17 protein-coding genes are annotated in these 15291 nt (G+C 74.8%); 10 read left to right on the forward strand and 7 right to left on the reverse strand.

Annotated features, from left to right (window positions below; translation table 11 throughout):
* Positions 1 to 464 (reverse strand): DUF222 domain-containing protein (locus VK640_06315; protein ID HTE72796.1); only part of this gene is annotated, 464 nt, incomplete at its 3' end.
* Between the two features lie 193 nt (positions 465 to 657).
* Between VK640_06315 and VK640_06320 the strand changes: the two genes are divergently transcribed.
* From VK640_06320 to VK640_06330, 3 genes are read left to right on the forward strand one after another with little or no spacing between them, the layout of a single operon-like run.
* A complete protein-coding gene (locus tag VK640_06320; GenBank protein HTE72797.1) occupies positions 658 to 3324 on the forward strand; it encodes a GNAT family N-acetyltransferase in 2667 nt (888 codons plus the stop codon).
* Positions 3325 to 3348: 24 nt separating this feature from the next.
* Positions 3349 to 3921 (forward strand): DUF5998 family protein, encoded by a 573-nt coding sequence (locus VK640_06325; protein ID HTE72798.1) that lies wholly within the window; start codon positions 3349 to 3351, stop codon positions 3919 to 3921.
* 32 nt (positions 3922 to 3953) lie between these two features.
* Complete coding sequence (locus VK640_06330; protein HTE72799.1) at positions 3954 to 5150, forward strand: alkaline phosphatase family protein; 1197 nt, start codon at positions 3954 to 3956, stop codon at positions 5148 to 5150.
* A gap of 15 nt (positions 5151 to 5165) precedes the next feature.
* On the opposite strand, the gene VK640_06335 is transcribed toward VK640_06330, so the two are convergent.
* Positions 5166 to 5756: a hypothetical protein gene (locus tag VK640_06335; GenBank protein ID HTE72800.1), complete on the reverse strand. Its 591-nt coding sequence runs from the start codon at positions 5754 to 5756 to the stop codon at positions 5166 to 5168.
* A 93-nt stretch (positions 5757 to 5849) separates the two neighbouring features.
* On the opposite strand from VK640_06335, the gene VK640_06340 reads away from it, so the two are divergent.
* Entirely contained in the window at positions 5850 to 6572 is a 723-nt protein-coding gene (locus VK640_06340; protein HTE72801.1) for a thymidine kinase, read from the forward strand.
* A gap of 25 nt (positions 6573 to 6597) precedes the next feature.
* Here the strand turns inward: VK640_06340 and VK640_06345 are convergent, their stop codons facing one another.
* Positions 6598 to 7107 carry a DUF3995 domain-containing protein gene (locus VK640_06345; GenBank protein HTE72802.1) on the reverse strand — a complete coding sequence of 170 codons (510 nt, stop codon included), beginning with the start codon at positions 7105 to 7107 and terminating at the stop codon, positions 6598 to 6600.
* 99 nt (positions 7108 to 7206) lie between these two features.
* Between VK640_06345 and VK640_06350 the strand changes: the two genes are divergently transcribed.
* Positions 7207 to 8052, forward strand: coding sequence for a sulfurtransferase (locus VK640_06350; GenBank protein ID HTE72803.1), 846 nt, complete (start codon positions 7207 to 7209; stop codon positions 8050 to 8052).
* Positions 8053 to 8074: 22 nt separating this feature from the next.
* Here VK640_06350 and sepH read toward each other — a convergent pair whose 3' ends face one another.
* Both sepH and VK640_06360 read right to left on the reverse strand, forming a co-directional pair.
* Positions 8075 to 9064 (reverse strand): septation protein SepH, encoded by a 990-nt coding sequence (gene sepH, locus VK640_06355; protein ID HTE72804.1) that lies wholly within the window; start codon positions 9062 to 9064, stop codon positions 8075 to 8077.
* Positions 9065 to 9182: 118 nt separating this feature from the next.
* Positions 9183 to 10361 carry an MFS transporter gene (locus VK640_06360; protein ID HTE72805.1) on the reverse strand — a complete coding sequence of 393 codons (1179 nt, stop codon included), beginning with the start codon at positions 10359 to 10361 and terminating at the stop codon, positions 9183 to 9185.
* Between the two features lie 185 nt (positions 10362 to 10546).
* Between VK640_06360 and VK640_06365 the strand changes: the two genes are divergently transcribed.
* Positions 10547 to 11611, forward strand: a complete 1065-nt coding sequence (locus VK640_06365; protein HTE72806.1) for a ferrochelatase — start codon at positions 10547 to 10549, stop codon at positions 11609 to 11611.
* Positions 11608 to 12426 carry an inositol monophosphatase family protein gene (locus VK640_06370; GenBank protein HTE72807.1) on the forward strand — a complete coding sequence of 273 codons (819 nt, stop codon included), beginning with the start codon at positions 11608 to 11610 and terminating at the stop codon, positions 12424 to 12426. The genes VK640_06365 and VK640_06370 overlap by 4 nt, the downstream gene beginning before the upstream one ends.
* 27 nt (positions 12427 to 12453) lie before the next feature.
* On the opposite strand, the gene VK640_06375 is transcribed toward VK640_06370, so the two are convergent.
* Complete coding sequence (locus VK640_06375) at positions 12454 to 12612, reverse strand: hypothetical protein (GenBank protein ID HTE72808.1); 159 nt, start codon at positions 12610 to 12612, stop codon at positions 12454 to 12456.
* 450 nt (positions 12613 to 13062) lie between these two features.
* Between VK640_06375 and VK640_06380 the strand changes: the two genes are divergently transcribed.
* Together VK640_06380 and VK640_06385 are read left to right on the forward strand one after the other, a co-directional pair.
* Positions 13063 to 13362, forward strand: a complete 300-nt coding sequence (locus VK640_06380) for a DUF4193 domain-containing protein (protein ID HTE72809.1) — start codon at positions 13063 to 13065, stop codon at positions 13360 to 13362.
* Positions 13363 to 13367: 5 nt separating this feature from the next.
* Entirely contained in the window at positions 13368 to 14162 is a 795-nt protein-coding gene (locus tag VK640_06385; GenBank protein HTE72810.1) for a hypothetical protein, read from the forward strand.
* Positions 14163 to 14225: 63 nt separating this feature from the next.
* On the opposite strand, the gene VK640_06390 is transcribed toward VK640_06385, so the two are convergent.
* Positions 14226 to 14693 (reverse strand): DUF3093 domain-containing protein, encoded by a 468-nt coding sequence (locus tag VK640_06390; protein HTE72811.1) that lies wholly within the window; start codon positions 14691 to 14693, stop codon positions 14226 to 14228.
* A gap of 43 nt (positions 14694 to 14736) precedes the next feature.
* On the opposite strand from VK640_06390, the gene VK640_06395 reads away from it, so the two are divergent.
* Positions 14737 to 15291, forward strand: a 555-nt coding sequence (locus tag VK640_06395) for a DUF885 family protein (protein HTE72812.1), incomplete at its 3' end; no start/stop codon positions are given.

The following is a 15291-nucleotide window of genomic DNA, read 5'->3' on the forward strand; positions in this document are numbered from 1 at the left end:
TCGATCAGGGCGACCGCCTGCGCGGGGGCCGGGCCGCGGTGCCCGCCGGAGCTGGTGGTGTGGATGCCGTCGGCGATGACCTGGGCGTGCCGGGCGGTGATCTCCCCCGCGGCCAGCGCCGCGACAGTGCCCGGCAGCAGCCCGCCGCGCAGCGCCCGGGCGGTGCGCACCGCCCCGGCCGCCTCCGCCGGGGTCACCGTCACCGTCGACCGCAGCCACGCCCCCGCGGTGAGCGCCCCGTCGGTCGCGAACGACCCCCGCGCGTCGACCTCACCGACCGCCGCCAGGATCACCGCGTCGATCCGGGCCTGCACCGCCCGCCCGGTCGCGGCCAGCTCCCCCAGCTCCTCGTGGGACAGGTCCCGGACCGCGCCCTCCGCCAGCGCCGCCGACAGCGCCCGACTGTCCGACTCGACCTGCTTCATCGCGACCCCGAGGGTCACGGCGCTGGTCGAGTCCTCCATGAGACGAACCTCCCGGCAACCCGGGACATGACGAGCGCATCATCCACACCCGAAAGCCGTTGTGGACAAAGGGGTTCCCGTGCCGCACGGGAAGCCCGAGGACGAAGGCGCGGGACCGAATGACGGGGATTGAACCCGCCGTCCGCCGCCGCGGTCCCGCCCAGGACCGAGCCGCCCTCGGTAGCCTCGCGGAGTGGCTGACGGCGCATCCGACTATCCCGCGCACTGGGAGGCCGACGTCGTCCTCCGTGACGGCGGGACAGCGCACCTGCGCCCGATCCGCGCCGACGACGCCGACCGCCTGCGTCGCTTCTACTCGCGGCTGTCCGACGAGACGATCTACTTCCGCTTCTTCTCGCTGCTGCGCGAGCTGTCGGACAAGGACGTCGTGCACTTCACCGTCGTCGACCACCACGACCGGGCCGCGCTGATCGCCACGGTCGGCGACGAGATGATCGGCGTCGTCCGGTACGAGCGCATCGACGAGGACACCGCCGAGGTCGCCTTCAACATCGAGGACGCCCACCAGGGCCGCGGCATCGGCTCCATCTTCCTCGAGCACATCGCGGCGGCCGCCCGCGAGCGCGGCATCTCGACCTTCGTCGCCGACGTGCTCCCGGCCAATCGCAAGATGCTGCACGTCTTCGAGGAGGCCGGGTACGTCGTCGACCACGAGTTCGAGGACGGCGTCGTGCGGCTGTCGTTCGAGCTCGAGCCGACCGAGAACTCCCTGGCCGTCACGTACTCCCGCGAGCACCGTGCCGAGGCGGCATCCGTGCGGCGCCTCCTCGAGCCGCGGTCGGTGGCGGTCGTCGGTGCGAGCCGGTCGGCGCACTCGGTGGGCCACACCGTGCTCCGGCACATCGTCGACGACGGGTTCACCGGTGACGTCCATGCAATCAACCCGAGCGCCGACAGCGTCGCCGGGGTGCGCGCGCACCCTGACCTGGCGTCGATCCACGGCGACGTCGACCTGGCCGTCGTGGCGGTCCCGGCCGAGCACGTCGAGCAGGTCGTGCGTGACTGCGCCGACAAGTCGGTGCACAGCCTGGTCGTCGTGTCCTCGGGCTTCGCCGAGACGGGGGATGAGGGCGCCGAGAGGCAGCGCCGCCTCGTCGCCCTCGCCAGGGGGTGTGGGATGCGGGTCCTGGGCCCGAGCTCCTTCGGCCTCATCAACACCGACCCGGCGTTCTCCCTCAACGCCTCGCTGTCGCCGCTCGTCCCGCCGCGCGGCCGGATCGGCTTCTTCTCCCAGTCCGGTGCTCTCGGGGTGGCGCTCCTCGACTACGCCGTACGTCGCAACCTCGGTCTGTCGACATTCGTCAACGCGGGCAACCGGGTCGACGTCAGCGGCAACGACCTCATGCAGTACTGGGAGGAGGACGAGGCGACAGAGGTCGTCATGCTCTACCTCGAGACGCTGGGCAACCCGCGCAAGTTCAGCCGCATCGCCCGCCGGCTGTCCCGGAGGAAGCCGGTCGTCGTCGTGAAGTCGGGTCGCTATCGCGGGGACGTTCCGCACGGCCACCTGGTGCGGCCCAGCCACGCACCAGCGGCCGCCGTCGACGGGCTGTTCCGCCGCGCCGGGGTCATCCGGGTGGAGTCGATCCACCAGATGTTCGACGTCGCCCAGCTCGTCGCCAACCAGCCCCTGCCGGCCGGCCCGAGGGTCGGCATCGTCGGCAACTCCGAGGCCCTGGCCGTCCTGGCGAGCGACGCCTGCGAGGAGTCCGGCCTCGAGCCGGTGGTCACCCGGACGCTGCCCGCCGATGCGGACCCGCAGGACTTCGCCTCCGCTCTCGAGGAGGTCTTCGCCGACCAGGACGTCGACTCGGTGGTCGCCTTGTTCATCCCGCCGCTGCGTACCCGGGACGCGGAGGTCGCCGAGGTCCTCGCCCGCACGGCCGGCGGTGCCGAGGGCCGCCCGGTCAAGACCGTCGTGTCGAGCTTCCTCGGCATGCCGGGGGTGCCGGACGAGCTGCGAGTCGTCGACGGCCGCGGCTCCGTCCCGTCCTACCCCACGCCCGAGGACGCGGTGCGCGCCCTGGCGGCCGCGACGACGTACGCACAGTGGCGCTCGACGCCGGCGGGTCACACCGTCGTGCCCGCCGGTCTCGAGGTGCGGAAGGCCCGGGCGCTGGTCGAGGAGCTGCTCGGCGACCCGGACGAGGACGCGCACGCCGAGCGGGAGCTCACTCACCACGAGCTCGCGCGCCTGCTCGGCTGTTACGGCGTCACGCTGTGGGACGAGGTGCAGGTCACGACGGCGGACGAGGCGGTCGCCGCGGCGGGCCTCCTGGGTTATCCGGTTGCGCTCAAGGCGACCGCCGGACACCTGCGGCACCGGCGCGAGCTCGGCGGCGTGCGGCTGGACATCGACGACGAAGAGGCCGTGCGGGCGGCGTTCACCACCCAGCGCGAACGGCTCGGCGACGTCGGCCCGTTCGCGGTCCAGGCCATGGCGCCCACCGGGGTCGCCTGCCGGCTGGCCACGGTGGAGGACCCGCTGTTCGGGCCGGTGGTGTCGTTCGGGCTCGGGGGGATGGCCACCGACCTGCTCGGCGACCGGTCGTACGGCGTCCCGCCGCTCACCGACACCGACCTGGCCGGCATGGTCCGCTCGGTGCGGGCGTTCCCGCTGCTCCTGGGCGCGCCGGGGACCCCGCCTGCCGATCTCGCTGCTCTCGAGGACCTGCTCGCCCGGCTGGCGCGACTGGCCGACGACATCCCCGAGGTGGCCTCGATCGAGCTCAACCCGGTGGTCGTCGCGACCACCGGCGCGGCGGTGCTCGCGGCGACCGGGCGGCTGGCGCGCTCGCCGGCCCGGTCCGACCGCGGTGCACGGGCGCTGCCGGGCTAGGCCCGCAGGTGCAAGGATGAGCAGATGACCGACACCTCGCTGGCCGGCCTGCGGGCCGCCATCGATCACGCGGGCTACTACCCGGACCTGGTGGCCGACGCCCTCGACGCAGCCGTCGCGGGCGAGCAGATCGAGGCGTTCGTCGTGCACCAGGAGACGACCTTCGACTCCGACGAGGTCCGGCGGCACATCACCGTGCTCGTCCTGACACCCGGCCGGCTGGTGCTCGGCCACGCGGACGACCACCCGGCCGACGCGATCACCCCCGCGCCCTTCGTCACGACCTCGACCGAGGCTGTGCCGCTGTCGTCGGTCCGGTCTGTCGTGGTCAACCGCGTCGTCACCGACCCGATGGGCCGCGGTGGGGGCGGGCTGCCGCAGGAGGTCACCGTGACCATCGGCTGGGGAGCCGTCAGCCGCATCGACCTGGAGCCGGCCGCCTGCGCCGATCCCGACTGCGACGCCGACCACGGCTACACCGGCACCGCTTCGGCCGACGACATCGCCCTGCGCGTCAGCGAGGCGGCTGAGGGCGCCGACGCCGTCAACCGGGTGCTGGGCTTCGCGGCTGCGCTGTCGCGCGCGACCGCGCGTTGACCAGCCCGCCGAAGCTCACCGACGACCTCCCGATGACCCCGGGTGCTCCCCGGCTGCCCGACTACGGCGGCGGGTCGCTCGCCGACGTGCTGCCGGCTGTCCTGCGCGCACTCGGCGTGCCCCCGTCAGCCGCCGGTCCGTCAGCTAGGGGGCGGGCAGCGGCGCCGTCCGACGAGCCGCACGACGGGCTCCCGGTGGGTGAGCTCGACAAGGCCTCGCGGGTCTGCGTGCTGCTCGTCGACGGGCTCGGGGCGTCGGCCCTGGCCGACCATGCGACGTACGCCCCCGTCCTGACCTCCCTCGCGGCCCGGCCGGGGAGCCGGACGATCACCTCGGTCTTCCCCACCACGACGCCGATCGCGCTCACGTCGCTCGGCACCGGCATGACGCCCGGCGAGCACGGCATCACCGGCCTGCTGATGCGGCTGCCCGACGGGACGCAGGTCAACACCCTGGCCCTGCCCTCGGTCGTCGACCTGGCGACCCTGCAGCCTCGGCCGACGGCCTTCGAGCGGGCCGCCGCGGCCGGGGTGGCCGTCACCAGGGTCGGCCCGCGGCGCTTCGACGGCGCCGGCCTGACCCAGGCCGGGCTCCGGGGCGGGGCCTACGCCGCAGCGGAGACCTCCCTGGTGAGTGTGGCGGCCGCCGGCGCGGCGGTACGACGTGGCGAGCGCTCGTTGACCTACGTCTACTACGGCGACCTGGACCGCGTCGGCCACCGCAAGGGGTGCGGCTCGGCGGCCTGGCGGGCGGAGCTGCGCGCGGTCGACGCGTACGTCGGGCAGCTGCGGGACGCCCTGCCCTCGGGCAGCACGCTGCTCGTGACCTCGGACCACGGCATGCTCGACGTGGGGCTGGAGGACCGCTGGGACGTCGCGACGACGCCTGAGCTCGACGCGGGGACCGAGCTGGTCGGCGGCGACCTCCGCGGCGTGCACGTGTGGGTGCGGCCGGGCGCCGGGCCCGACGTGGTGGCTGCCTGGCGGGCGGTGATCGGGGAGCACTTCTGGGTCGGCTCGCGCGACGAGGCGGTGACCGCCGGGCTGTTCGGGCCGATCGTGTCGACGGATGCGCTCGGGCGGATCGGCGACGTGGTGTGCGCCGCGGTTGGCGGGCGCAACCTGGCGGACTCCCGCGTCCAGCCGGCGGACCTGCTCACCCTGGTGGGCATGCACGGCGGGCTGACCGCGGCGGAGCTCGAGGTGCCGCTGCTCGTGTCCCGGGTCTGAGCAGGTCGAGCGGCCTCACCCGTAGGCAGGCTGCTCCTCCGCCGGGTCGGCCGGGACCACGTCGAGCCCCGGGTCGGTCAGGAGCCGGCTGAGCAGGTGCGCCGTCCCGCCGATGCCGGCCCAGTGAGGGTCGACGTCCCGGGCGACGCACCACGCCTGGTCGGCGGGCCAGACGAACGCCGGGAGCCCGTCGACCAGGTGCGTCCCCGGCCACTCATGGGTGGTGTCGAGCAGGTCGGCCAGCAGTCCGCGGAACAGCCGGTAGGAGCGGTGGGGCGCACGCTCCGCCGGCCCGACCACGACGGCCGGCGCGTCGGTGCCAGGCGGCGGAGCGCCGAGCCCGTCCCAGACAGCGACGAGGCAGTCGTCGGGGGTGGCGGTGTGGCCGGCCAGCACCGCGAGCAGCCTCGCCGCCTGGTCGGGCGGCCGGCCGTCCGGATGCAGGTCGAACTCCACCTGGCCGCGACGTACCGGATCAGGAAGGAAGCGGAGCCTGGCGTAGGCGTCGAACCCCGCGGGACCCAGGGTCACGAGCCTGGCCCAGGGCAGGTCGCTGCGCACGATCCAGTCGGCGGCAGACGCGTCACGGCTGGGGGAAAGGGTCACCTACCGGTTGTACCGCCCGCGGAACCGGGGTGCGGGCTGACGTGCGGCCGCGCCGCTCCGGGGGTCACGCGGTCGGATGACAGGATGGTCGCCATGGCCGAGCTCGTCTTCTTCTCCGGGACGATGGACTGCGGCAAGTCCACCCTGGCGCTGCAGATGGACCACAACCACCGGCAGCGCGGCCGGGCCGGGATGATCTTCACCCGGCTGGACCGGGCCGGGACCTCGGTGCTCTCCAGCCGGCTCGGGCTGTCCATCGAGGCGGGCGAGGTCACCGAGTCGCTCGACTTCTGGGACGTGGTCGCCGACGTCCGGATGCACGGTGGCCGGGTCGACTACCTGATCTGCGACGAGGCGCAGTTCTACACCCCGCTGCAGGCCGAGCAGCTGGCCCGCGTCGTCGACGAGATGGGCGTCGACGTCTTCGCGTTCGGGATCACCGCCGACTTCCGGACCCGGCTGTTCCCCGGGTCGCAGCGGCTGATCGAGCTGGCCGACCGGGTCCAGGTGCTGCAGGTCGAGGCGCTGTGCTGGTGCGGCGCCCGCGCCACCCACAACGCCCGGACCATCGACGGCGTGATGGTCGTCGAGGGCGAGCAGGTCGTCGTCGGCGACACGGTGACGGAGGACGACGCCGACGGCACGGCAGGTGGCGTGGTCGGCTACGAGGTGCTCTGCCGCCGCCACCACATGCGCCGGACGACCGCGGCGTCCGCCGACGCGCTGATCCAGGCCGCGGCCATCTCGCCCGAGGCGCTGCCCTTCGACACCGTCGTCGAGGTCGCAGCCTGCGCGGTGGCGCCGCGCGCGAGGTAGCCGCCAACCGCGAGGGTTCAGCAGTTCAGGACCGGCGCCGGACACGCGCCCCGAAGTGCCAGGCGGCGGCGCCGAGGAGCATCCCCCACACCAGGAACCACGGCTCCCACAGGAACATCCGCCAGCGCAGCGCTCTGGTCCCGAGCGGCTCGTCCAGCTCGAACCGGCCGAGCGCGACGAGGACGATCGCGACCGTCTGCAGGACGCCGTACACCGTCAGCACCGCCGCCCCGGTCCACGCCAGCGCCTGCAGCGGGCGGCGAGGCAGCCGTTCGCCCCACGGCAGCACGAGGGCCAGGGCCAGCATCCCGCCGAGCATCTTGAGGACCGCGCCAGCCGCGTTGGCAACCAGCAGGACGTCGTCGCCGGCCCGGGCCCGGCGCTCGATCTCTCCCCCCAGCGTGTCGAGGAGCGCCCGGCCGCCGAGCGCCCAGTAGAGACTGACCGCGGCGAAGGCGAAGGCCACCGTGGCGGCGGCGAACCCCGTCCACCGGCCCGGTCGTACGGCGTCGCCGGTCGGCGGGGTGCGGCTCACCGCACGAGTCTGCCCACCTGTCGCCCCGCGAGCCGCAGCACTGGTGGCCCGGACCGGCGTCGGGACGGTCCCGCTCCACCGGTGTGGGAGGGTGCCACGATGACCGGCCCGCTGGTCGACGTGACGACCCTCGCCACCGAGCTGGACGCCGCCACCGAGCCGGACCTCGACCGGCGACCCGCCCTGCTCGACGTGCGCTGGCGGCTGGGCGGCCCTCCGGGGCGGGACGACTACCTGGCCGGGCACCTGCCCGGAGCGGTCTTCGCCGACCTCGACCGCGACCTGGCCGGGCCGCCCGGACCCGGCGGCCGGCATCCGCTGCCCGACCCGGCGGCCGCCGAGCAGGCGCTGCGGCGGCTCGGCGTGCGGGACGGCCGGCCGGTGGTCGCCTACGACGAGTCGGACGGCTCGGTCGCCGCCCGAGCCTGGTGGCTGCTGCGCTGGCTGGGCCACCAGGACGTCCGGGTGCTCGACGGCGGCCTACGGGCCTGGCGGAACGCCGGTCTCCCGCTGGAGACCGGGGCGGTCGAGCCCGAGCCGGGCGACCTGACGGCCCGGCCGGGCGGCATGCCGGAGCTGGACGCCGCGGGCGCGGCCCGGGTGGCCCGCACGGGGCGGCTGCTCGACGCCCGGGCGGTCGAGCGCTACCGCGGCGAGACGGAGCCGGTCGACCCGGTCGCCGGGCGGGTGCCCGGCGCGATCAGCGCGCCGTCGACCGGCAACGTCACCGACGACGGGCACTTCCTGCCGGCGGACGTCCTGCGCGAGCGGTACGCGGCGGTCGGGGTCGAGCCCGGCGTGGCCGTGGGTGCCTACTGCGGCTCGGGCGTCACCGCTGCCCAGACCGTGCTGGCTCTCGAGCTGGCCGGCATCGGCGCCGCGCTGTACGCCGGGTCGTGGTCGGAGTGGGTGACCGACCCGACCCGGCCGGTCGCGACCGGCTGAGCGGCCCGCGGCTCTGTCCGGCTCAGTCGCGGCGGCGGGTGCCGAACATGATGTCGTCCCAGGACGGCACCGCCGGGCGCCGGTGCGACCGGGTGGCGGCCGCCACCTGTTGGACGGGCTCGTGCTGCGCCTCGTCGCGCTCCCGGTCGTAGACCTCGTCCGTCCTCCCGGCGACCACGTCAGGGGAGGAGTCGTCGGCGGGCGACGGCTCGCCGCCCGGATCGCCGGCAAGGTCGCCGGCAAGGTCGCCGGCAAGGTCGCCGGCGCCGCCGGGCAGGCTGGTCAGCCGGCGGACGGCAGCCGGCGGCTCGTCGGTCACCCGCTCCAGGCCGGGCTCGTCGACCAGCCACCGGGCCTCGTCGTCGGCGGGCGCGAGCACCCGGCCGCGCGGGTCGAACGACCAGGTCGCCACCCTCGACCGGCCGCCCGCCAGGTAGCTCAGCCGCACGGTCCATCGGTGATCGTCGGCGCGGAAGGCGTCCCAGTCGGCGGAGTCGGCGTCGGCCCGCTGCTCGGCCAGCCGGGCTTCGACCACCTCGGTCAGCGACGGAGCCTTGCCGGCCGTCGCCCGCCGTGCGGGGGCACGCTGGGCCTGCTCCACGACGTGGCCGCGCTCGGCGATGACCGGGACGGCGTAGCGCTCGATCCGGTCGGTCGAGATGCCGGCGACCGCTGCGACCTCGTCGACGCTGTGGCCGGCCCGGATGCGGGTCTGGATCTCACGCGGGGTGAGCTGACTCTCCAAGGCGATCTCCAGCTGGCCGGGTCGGTGCGGAGCGGTCTGCGTTGACGGGCTCGACCGGGTCGACTGGCCCGGGTGGCCCGACCGGCTGACGGTCACCGGTCGGAGCGCCGCGGCGAACCGGGTGTCGACCGGCAGCCGGAACTGACGGCTGTCGTCGTCCTCGAGCACGAGGTGCGACCGGTCGTCGGTCAGCGCGACGAGCCGCAGGTCGATCGGGGCCCTGGCGGTCTCGTCAGCGGTCATCTCGTCGTCGACCTCCCCGGTCATGTCCACGCCGCCGTCGGAGCCCCGACGTCGACGTGGCCGACCCTAGGCGTCGCGCGGGCGCAGACCGGGGAGGCGCGCGGCATCGACGTGTCGACTTTCTCGGCGGCGTCCGCCGAGGTCAGCGCGGCAGCCGGCGGTACGTCGCCCCGCAGACCGCCAGGCCGAGCAGGCCGGACGCGACGGCGACCGCGAACGCCTCCGGCACCCCGGCGGAGTCGACCAGCCGGCCGGAGAGCCAGGTGGCCGCTGAGAAGCCGATGATCAGGCCGGTCGTCGCCCAGGTGAGTCCCTCGGTCACGGTGCCCTCGGGCACGATCCGCTCGACAAGGGAGAAGCCGCTGATCAGCGTGGGTGCGATGCCGACCCCCGCGACGAACAGGGCACCGCCCAGCACGGCGAGCGAGCCGACGAAGGGCAGCAGCGCCACCGTCACGGTCATCGTCGCGGTGCCGAGCAGCAGCCGACGGCGGGCGCTGACCTGCCAGTGGACGGCGCCGAACACCAGCCCAGAGGTCGCGCTGCCGCCGGCGTAGCAGGCCAGCAGCGGCCCAGCCAGGCCGGCCCGGCCGGCGTGGTCGGCCGAGGCGACCGTGCTGATCTCGACCGCGCCGAAGACGCCGCCGATGAAGGCCATGAGCAGCATCAGCACGGCCAGCCCCGGGCTGCGCAGCGCGGACGGGTGGCCGTCCTCGTGACCGGCGCGCGGGGGCGGCTCGCTGGCCCGGTGCGCCAGCAGCCCGGCGCTGCCCGACACGACCAGCACGGCGGCTGCCAGCAGACCGGCGTGCGGCGCGACCTTGGTCGCCAGCAGCGTCACAAGCAGCGGGCCGACGACGAAGATGATCTCGTCGAGCACCGACTCGTAGGCGTAGGCGGTGGTGAGGCGCGGGCTCGAGCCGAGCACGAAGCCCCACCGGGCCCGGACCAGCGACCCGATAGACGGCGCGAAGACCCCGGTCGCCGCCGCCGTGGCGAAGTAGGTCCAGGTCGGCGCACCGGCGTTCACCAGCACGACGAACAGCGCCAGGAAAATGGCGTAGAACGCCACGGCGGGCGCCAGCACGCGGGTCTGGCCGAGCCGGTCGGTGAGCCGGGCGATCAGCGGGGCAGCCACCGCGTTGACCAGCGCGAAGGTCGCCGACACCGCGCCGGCCAGACCGTACTGGTCGCGCTCGGCCACGACCAGCAGCACGATGCCCAGGCCGATCATCGAGATCGGCAGCCGGGCCACGAAGGCCGCCCCGGAGAAGACTCTGCCGCCGGGCGTCGACAGCAGGTCGCGGTAGGGGGCCAGCACGCGGGCACGCTACGGGACCCGCCCGACCCGGCCGGCCGGGCCAGGGGGACGATCACCGGGTGACCGACGCGACCCACCCGACCGGCTCGACCGACCCCACCGACCCCACCGACCCGACCGACCCGACGAAGCACGTCGCCCCGGGCGGCACCGGTGCCGGCCGGGGCGCCGCGCCGTACGACGTCCTGCTGCTGGTGTCCTTCGGCGGCCCGGAGGGGCCGGACGACGTCGTGCCGTTCCTCGAGAACGTGACCCGGGGCCGCGGCATCCCGCGCGAGCGGCTCGAGGAGGTCGGGCAGCACTACTACGCACGGGGCGGGGTCAGCCCGATCAACGGGCAGAACCGCGCCCTGGTCGCCGCTCTCGAGGCCGAGCTCGCCGAGCGGGGTGTCGACCTGCCGGTCCGCTGGGGGAACCGCAACTGGGACCCCTACCTGACCGACGCGTTCGGAGCCCTCGCGGACGAAGGTGTCGGCCGGGTGCTCGCGGTCATGACGTCGGCCTACTCGTCCTACTCCGGCTGTCGGCAGTACCGCGAGAACCTCTATACGGCCGCCGAGCCGCTGGGGGAGCGGGCCCCGGAGGTGGACCGGGTGCGCCACTACTTCGACCACCCCGGTTTCGTCCGGCCGATGGTCGAGAGCACGGTGGCGGCGCTGGACGGGCTGCGGGCGGACGTACGTCGCGGAGCCCGACTGGTCTTCGTCACCCACTCGGTGCCGCTCGCCATGAACGACGGCAGCGGGCCGACCGGCGGCGGCTACGTCGCACAGCACCGGGCGGTGGCCGACCTGGTCGCCGGGGGCGTGGCCGAGAGCACCGGCAACACCCACGAGGGAGACCTCGTCTACTGCAGCCGGAGTGGGCCGCCGAGCCAGCCGTGGCTGCAGCCCGACGTCAACGACCACCTCGAGGAGCTGGCCGCCCAGGGCGTGCCCGCCGCGGTGCTGGTGCCGATCGGCTTCGTGTCCGACCACATGGAGGTCGTGCACGACCTGGACACCGAGGCGATGGAGACCGCGGCTCGGATCGGCCTGCCGTGCACCCGGGCGGCGACGGTCGGGACGCACCCGGGCTTCGTGCGCGGGCTGGTCGACCTCGTGCTGGAACGGGCCGCCGTCGAGCGGGGCGAGCAGGTGGACCGGCCGGCCCTGAGCCCGCTCGGGCCGAGCCACGACCGCTGCCCGGCGCGGTGCTGCCCCAACCTGCGCGACCCGGGCCGCCCGACCTTGTGCGGGGAGCCGGCGTGACCGGGTCGCTCGCCGCCGACCTGCTCGCCCTCGCCGTCGGCACCGCCACCGAGGCGGCCCGGCTGGTGATCGAGGAGCGACCGCGGGCCGGCCGCGACCTCGAGGTGGCCGCCACCAAGAGCAGTGCCACCGACATCGTCACCGAGATGGACCGCCGGTCCGAGCGGCTGATCGTCGACCGGTTGCTGGGTGCCCGGCCCGACGACGGGGTGCTCGGCGAGGAGGGTGCCGACCACGAAGGAACGTCCGGCATCACCTGGGTGGTCGACCCGATCGACGGCACCGTCAACTACCTCTATGAGATTCCGGCGTACGCGGTCAGCATCGGTGCGGCCGACGCGGACGGCCCGCTGGTCGGCGTGGTCGTCAACCCGGTCACCGGAGAGAGGTGGACCGCGGTGCGTGGTGGAGGTGCCTTCCTCGACGGCCGGCCGCTGCGTCTGGCCGAGCCGCCGCCGTTGGACATGGCGCTGGTCGCCACCGGGTTCGGCTACGGCCGCGACCGACGGGCCCGGCAGGCCGAGATCCTGCGGTCGGTGCTGCCGGTCGTGCGCGACATCCGGCGGGCCGGGGCGGCCTCGCTCGACCTGTGCGCCCTCGCGACCGGGCGGGTGGACGCCTACTACGAGCAGGGGCTGCAGCCGTGGGACCTGGCCGCCGGGGGGCTGGTGGCCACCGAGGCCGGCGCGGTCGTGACCGGGCTGCGCGGGCAGCCGGCGGGCGAGGCGCTGGTAGTGGCGGCGGCGCCGGGGCTCGTCGAGCCGCTCACCGCCCTGCTGACCGACCTGGCGGCCGACGAGCTGGTCGACGGCTGACCAGATGTCCGACCGCGCGGGCCGGGGTCAGGAGGCGAGGGTGTTCTCGTCGGCGATGCGCTCGAGCGACTCGAGCTCGCCGAGGTGCACCTGCACTGCGTAGTCGTCGCCTTCGAGGCGGGCTTCGGCAAGGGACTGCTGGACCGACGCGAGGCGGGCCTGGATCTCCTGCTGGAACTCGCTCATGCCGGCAACCCTCTCAGTCGGTGCGGCGCGCGACGTGACCGGCAGGTGACTGTCGCGTGATCGGGCAGTGACGTTCCCGACACAGCACACGTGACCCGCGCCTCATTCCCGGCCGGTCGGGTCGCGCAAACCCGGGGCCTGCCGCAGACCTCCGCAGAACCCCGCAGACCCGCCCGGACCACCGCCCCGCCCACCGGGTGGGCGCGGCTGCGGACAGCCCCGTGCGTCAGGCGCCGTGGTGGGGTACAGTCCGCCGTCCGCGAGCCGCTCGGGCCTTGCGGATCGGGCCGTCTCGGACACAGAGGGCGGCGGGGCACAAACCGCGGGGGTCGTGCGTTACACCGCGCGCAGAACCAAGGGCCGACGACAAGCGCTCGACGACAGCACACCGACAGCAGTGGCACCAGCACGTGGACCAGCCACCCTCTCGGCGAAGGGGTGACACAGATCATGGCGACCGACTACGACTCGCCTCGCAAGACCGATGACGAGATGTCCGAGGACAGTCTCGAGGAGCTGAAGGCCCGCCGGCAGGACAAGGCCGCTGGGACGGTCGACGTGGACGAGGCCGACCTGGCCGAGTCCCTCGAGCTGCCCGGTGCGGACCTCTCCAACGAGGAGCTCTCCGTCCGGGTGCTCCCGCGGCAGGCCGACGAGTTCACCTGCTCACGATGCTTCCTGGTGCACCACCGCAGCCAGCTCGCCTCCGAGAAGAACGGGCAGCTGATCTGCAAGGAATGCGCCGCCTGAGCCGCGTGAGCACCGACGACGACGCCCCCGACCCCGCCGACGAGCAGGGCGCCGGGGGCGTTGGTGCGCTCGTGGGCCGGCTGGTCGGCAGGGCGGAGTCGACGGATGGCGCGACCGGGGGCGACCGGCGCCAGGACCGAGCGGACCTCAGCGCCCTCACCCGCGCGCTCGTCGCGTCGGCCAGGAAGGCCGGGCGGGCTTCCGTGCTGGGTGGCGCCTGGCTGGCCGACCTGCTGCTCGACACCGCGCCGCGGATCCCGGTGCGCAACCTGGCGACCCTGGAGGCCCAGCACCCGGGGCTCGGTGCCGACGACCTCGCCGACGCCCTCATCTCCGGCGCGGCCAAGGCCTCCGGCAGCATCGGTGCCGCCGGCGGCGCACTGGCGGCCGTGGAGTTCACCGCCCCGCCCTTCCTCCTCACCGCTCCGGTGCAGCTCGCGGCCGAGACGCTGCTCGTGGCGGCCGTGGAGGTCAAGCTGATCGCCGAGCTGCACGAGGTCTACGGCGCGGCAGTCCCGGGCTCGGTGCCGGTGAAGATGCAGGCCTATGTGATGGCCTGGACCGAGCGGCGCGGCATCGACCCTCTCCAGCCCACGCTGCGCCTCTCGCTCGGCAGCGCCGCGAAGCGCTCCGTGCGCAACCGGCTGATCCGCGGCGTGGGCCGCAACCTGACCACGCTCGGCCCCCTGCTCTCCGGCGCGGTCGCGGGCAGCATGGTCAACCACCGCGAGACCCGCCGGGTCGGCGACGTCGTGCGCGGCGACCTGCGCCGCGGCGGCCCGCAGGTCGTCCGCGGGTAGCGGCCGGCGGTCCCGCCGGCGTCGCCGGCGTCGCCGGCGTCGCCGGCGTCGTCGGCATCGACGTCAGCGGCCCCGCGCGGCCTCGACGGCGGCGGCCAGCTCCTTGGGCCGGCGGGAGGCCACGAACCAGTAGGGGGTCGGGTCGTCCGGGTCGACGACGTCGGCGCGGACGCCCGCCGGCACCCAGCCGCGGATCAGGTGGTAGCCGGCCGGGTCCGACTCCGGGCCGCGCAGCCGTCGGGCCTCCTCCGGGGTCAGAGCGCTCGCCGGACCGAGCGCGGTCACCGGCACCCGGGCGTTCCCGGCGACCAGCTCACCGCCGTCGACCGCGACGAGCGCGGCGCTGGTTCGCAGCACGGCCGACAGCAGAAGGCCAGGGACCAGCACTGCAAGCAACCCGGCCACCGGCCCGAGGGCGGCGTAGAACGAGATGCCCAGCACCAGCGCCCCGGCCCAGACGGCGACCCACAGCCCCGCCGGCGGGGACAGCCGCTCGACGTACGTCGGCGTGGAGGTCGTCGGGTCCGGCACGGGGCAAGCCTGTCACGGCGCGCGGACGGGCTACCGTGCCCGGATGCCGACCCGCGAGGGAGACCTGCCGTTCGACCGACTCGTCGCGGAGCTGGTCGACGACCAGCTGCGGGCCAACCCGGTGCTCGGCAGCGCGCTCGGCGTGACCGAGCACGACGGCGACCTCCCGGACCTCTCGGCCGACGGCATCGCAGCCCGGGAGCGGGTCGAGGACGACTGGGCCCGCCGGCTGCGCGAGGCGGACGAGTCGCAGCTCACCGACGAGCAGCGCATCGACCGCGACCTCGCCCTGATGGTGCTGCGCGGCCGCGAGCTGCAGCGCGACTGGGCCGACTGGCGGCGGACGCCTGACCCCTACGCCGGCTCAGCACTGTCCGGGGTCTTCGGCCTCCTGCAGAACCGGCTGCGGCCCGAGGGCGAGCTCGCCGAGGCTGTCGCGGCCCGGCTGCGGGGGACCCCGGCGCTGCTCGAGGCGTGCCGGGAGAACCTCGACCCGGCCCTCGCCAGCCCGGTGCTGCTGCGCCGCTCGTTGGGCCAGATCGGTGCCGGCGTGGCCTACTCCCGGTCGGTCTCGGGGGAGTTCGGCGGGGACCTTACC

The sequence above is a fragment of the Actinomycetes bacterium genome (assembly GCA_035489715.1).
GTDB lineage: Bacteria > Actinomycetota > Actinomycetes > JACCUZ01 > JACCUZ01 > DATHAP01.

Bases quoted from the DNA above. Each gene is read 5' to 3' on its own strand.
- VK640_06325 (HTE72798.1), top strand. From the start codon at position 3,349: ATGACCGACACCTCGCTGGCCGGCCTGCGGGCCGCCATCGATCACGCG.
- VK640_06330 (HTE72799.1), top strand. From the start codon at position 3,954: ATGACCCCGGGTGCTCCCCGGCTGCCCGACTACGGCGGCGGGTCGCTC.
- VK640_06340 (HTE72801.1), top strand. From the start codon at position 5,850: ATGGCCGAGCTCGTCTTCTTCTCCGGGACGATGGACTGCGGCAAGTCC.
- VK640_06350 (HTE72803.1), top strand. From the start codon at position 7,207: ATGACCGGCCCGCTGGTCGACGTGACGACCCTCGCCACCGAGCTGGAC.
- sepH (HTE72804.1), bottom strand. From the start codon at position 9,064: ATGACCGGGGAGGTCGACGACGAGATGACCGCTGACGAGACCGCCAGG.
- VK640_06375 (HTE72808.1), bottom strand. From the start codon at position 12,612: ATGAGCGAGTTCCAGCAGGAGATCCAGGCCCGCCTCGCGTCGGTCCAG.
- VK640_06380 (HTE72809.1), top strand. From the start codon at position 13,063: ATGGCGACCGACTACGACTCGCCTCGCAAGACCGATGACGAGATGTCC.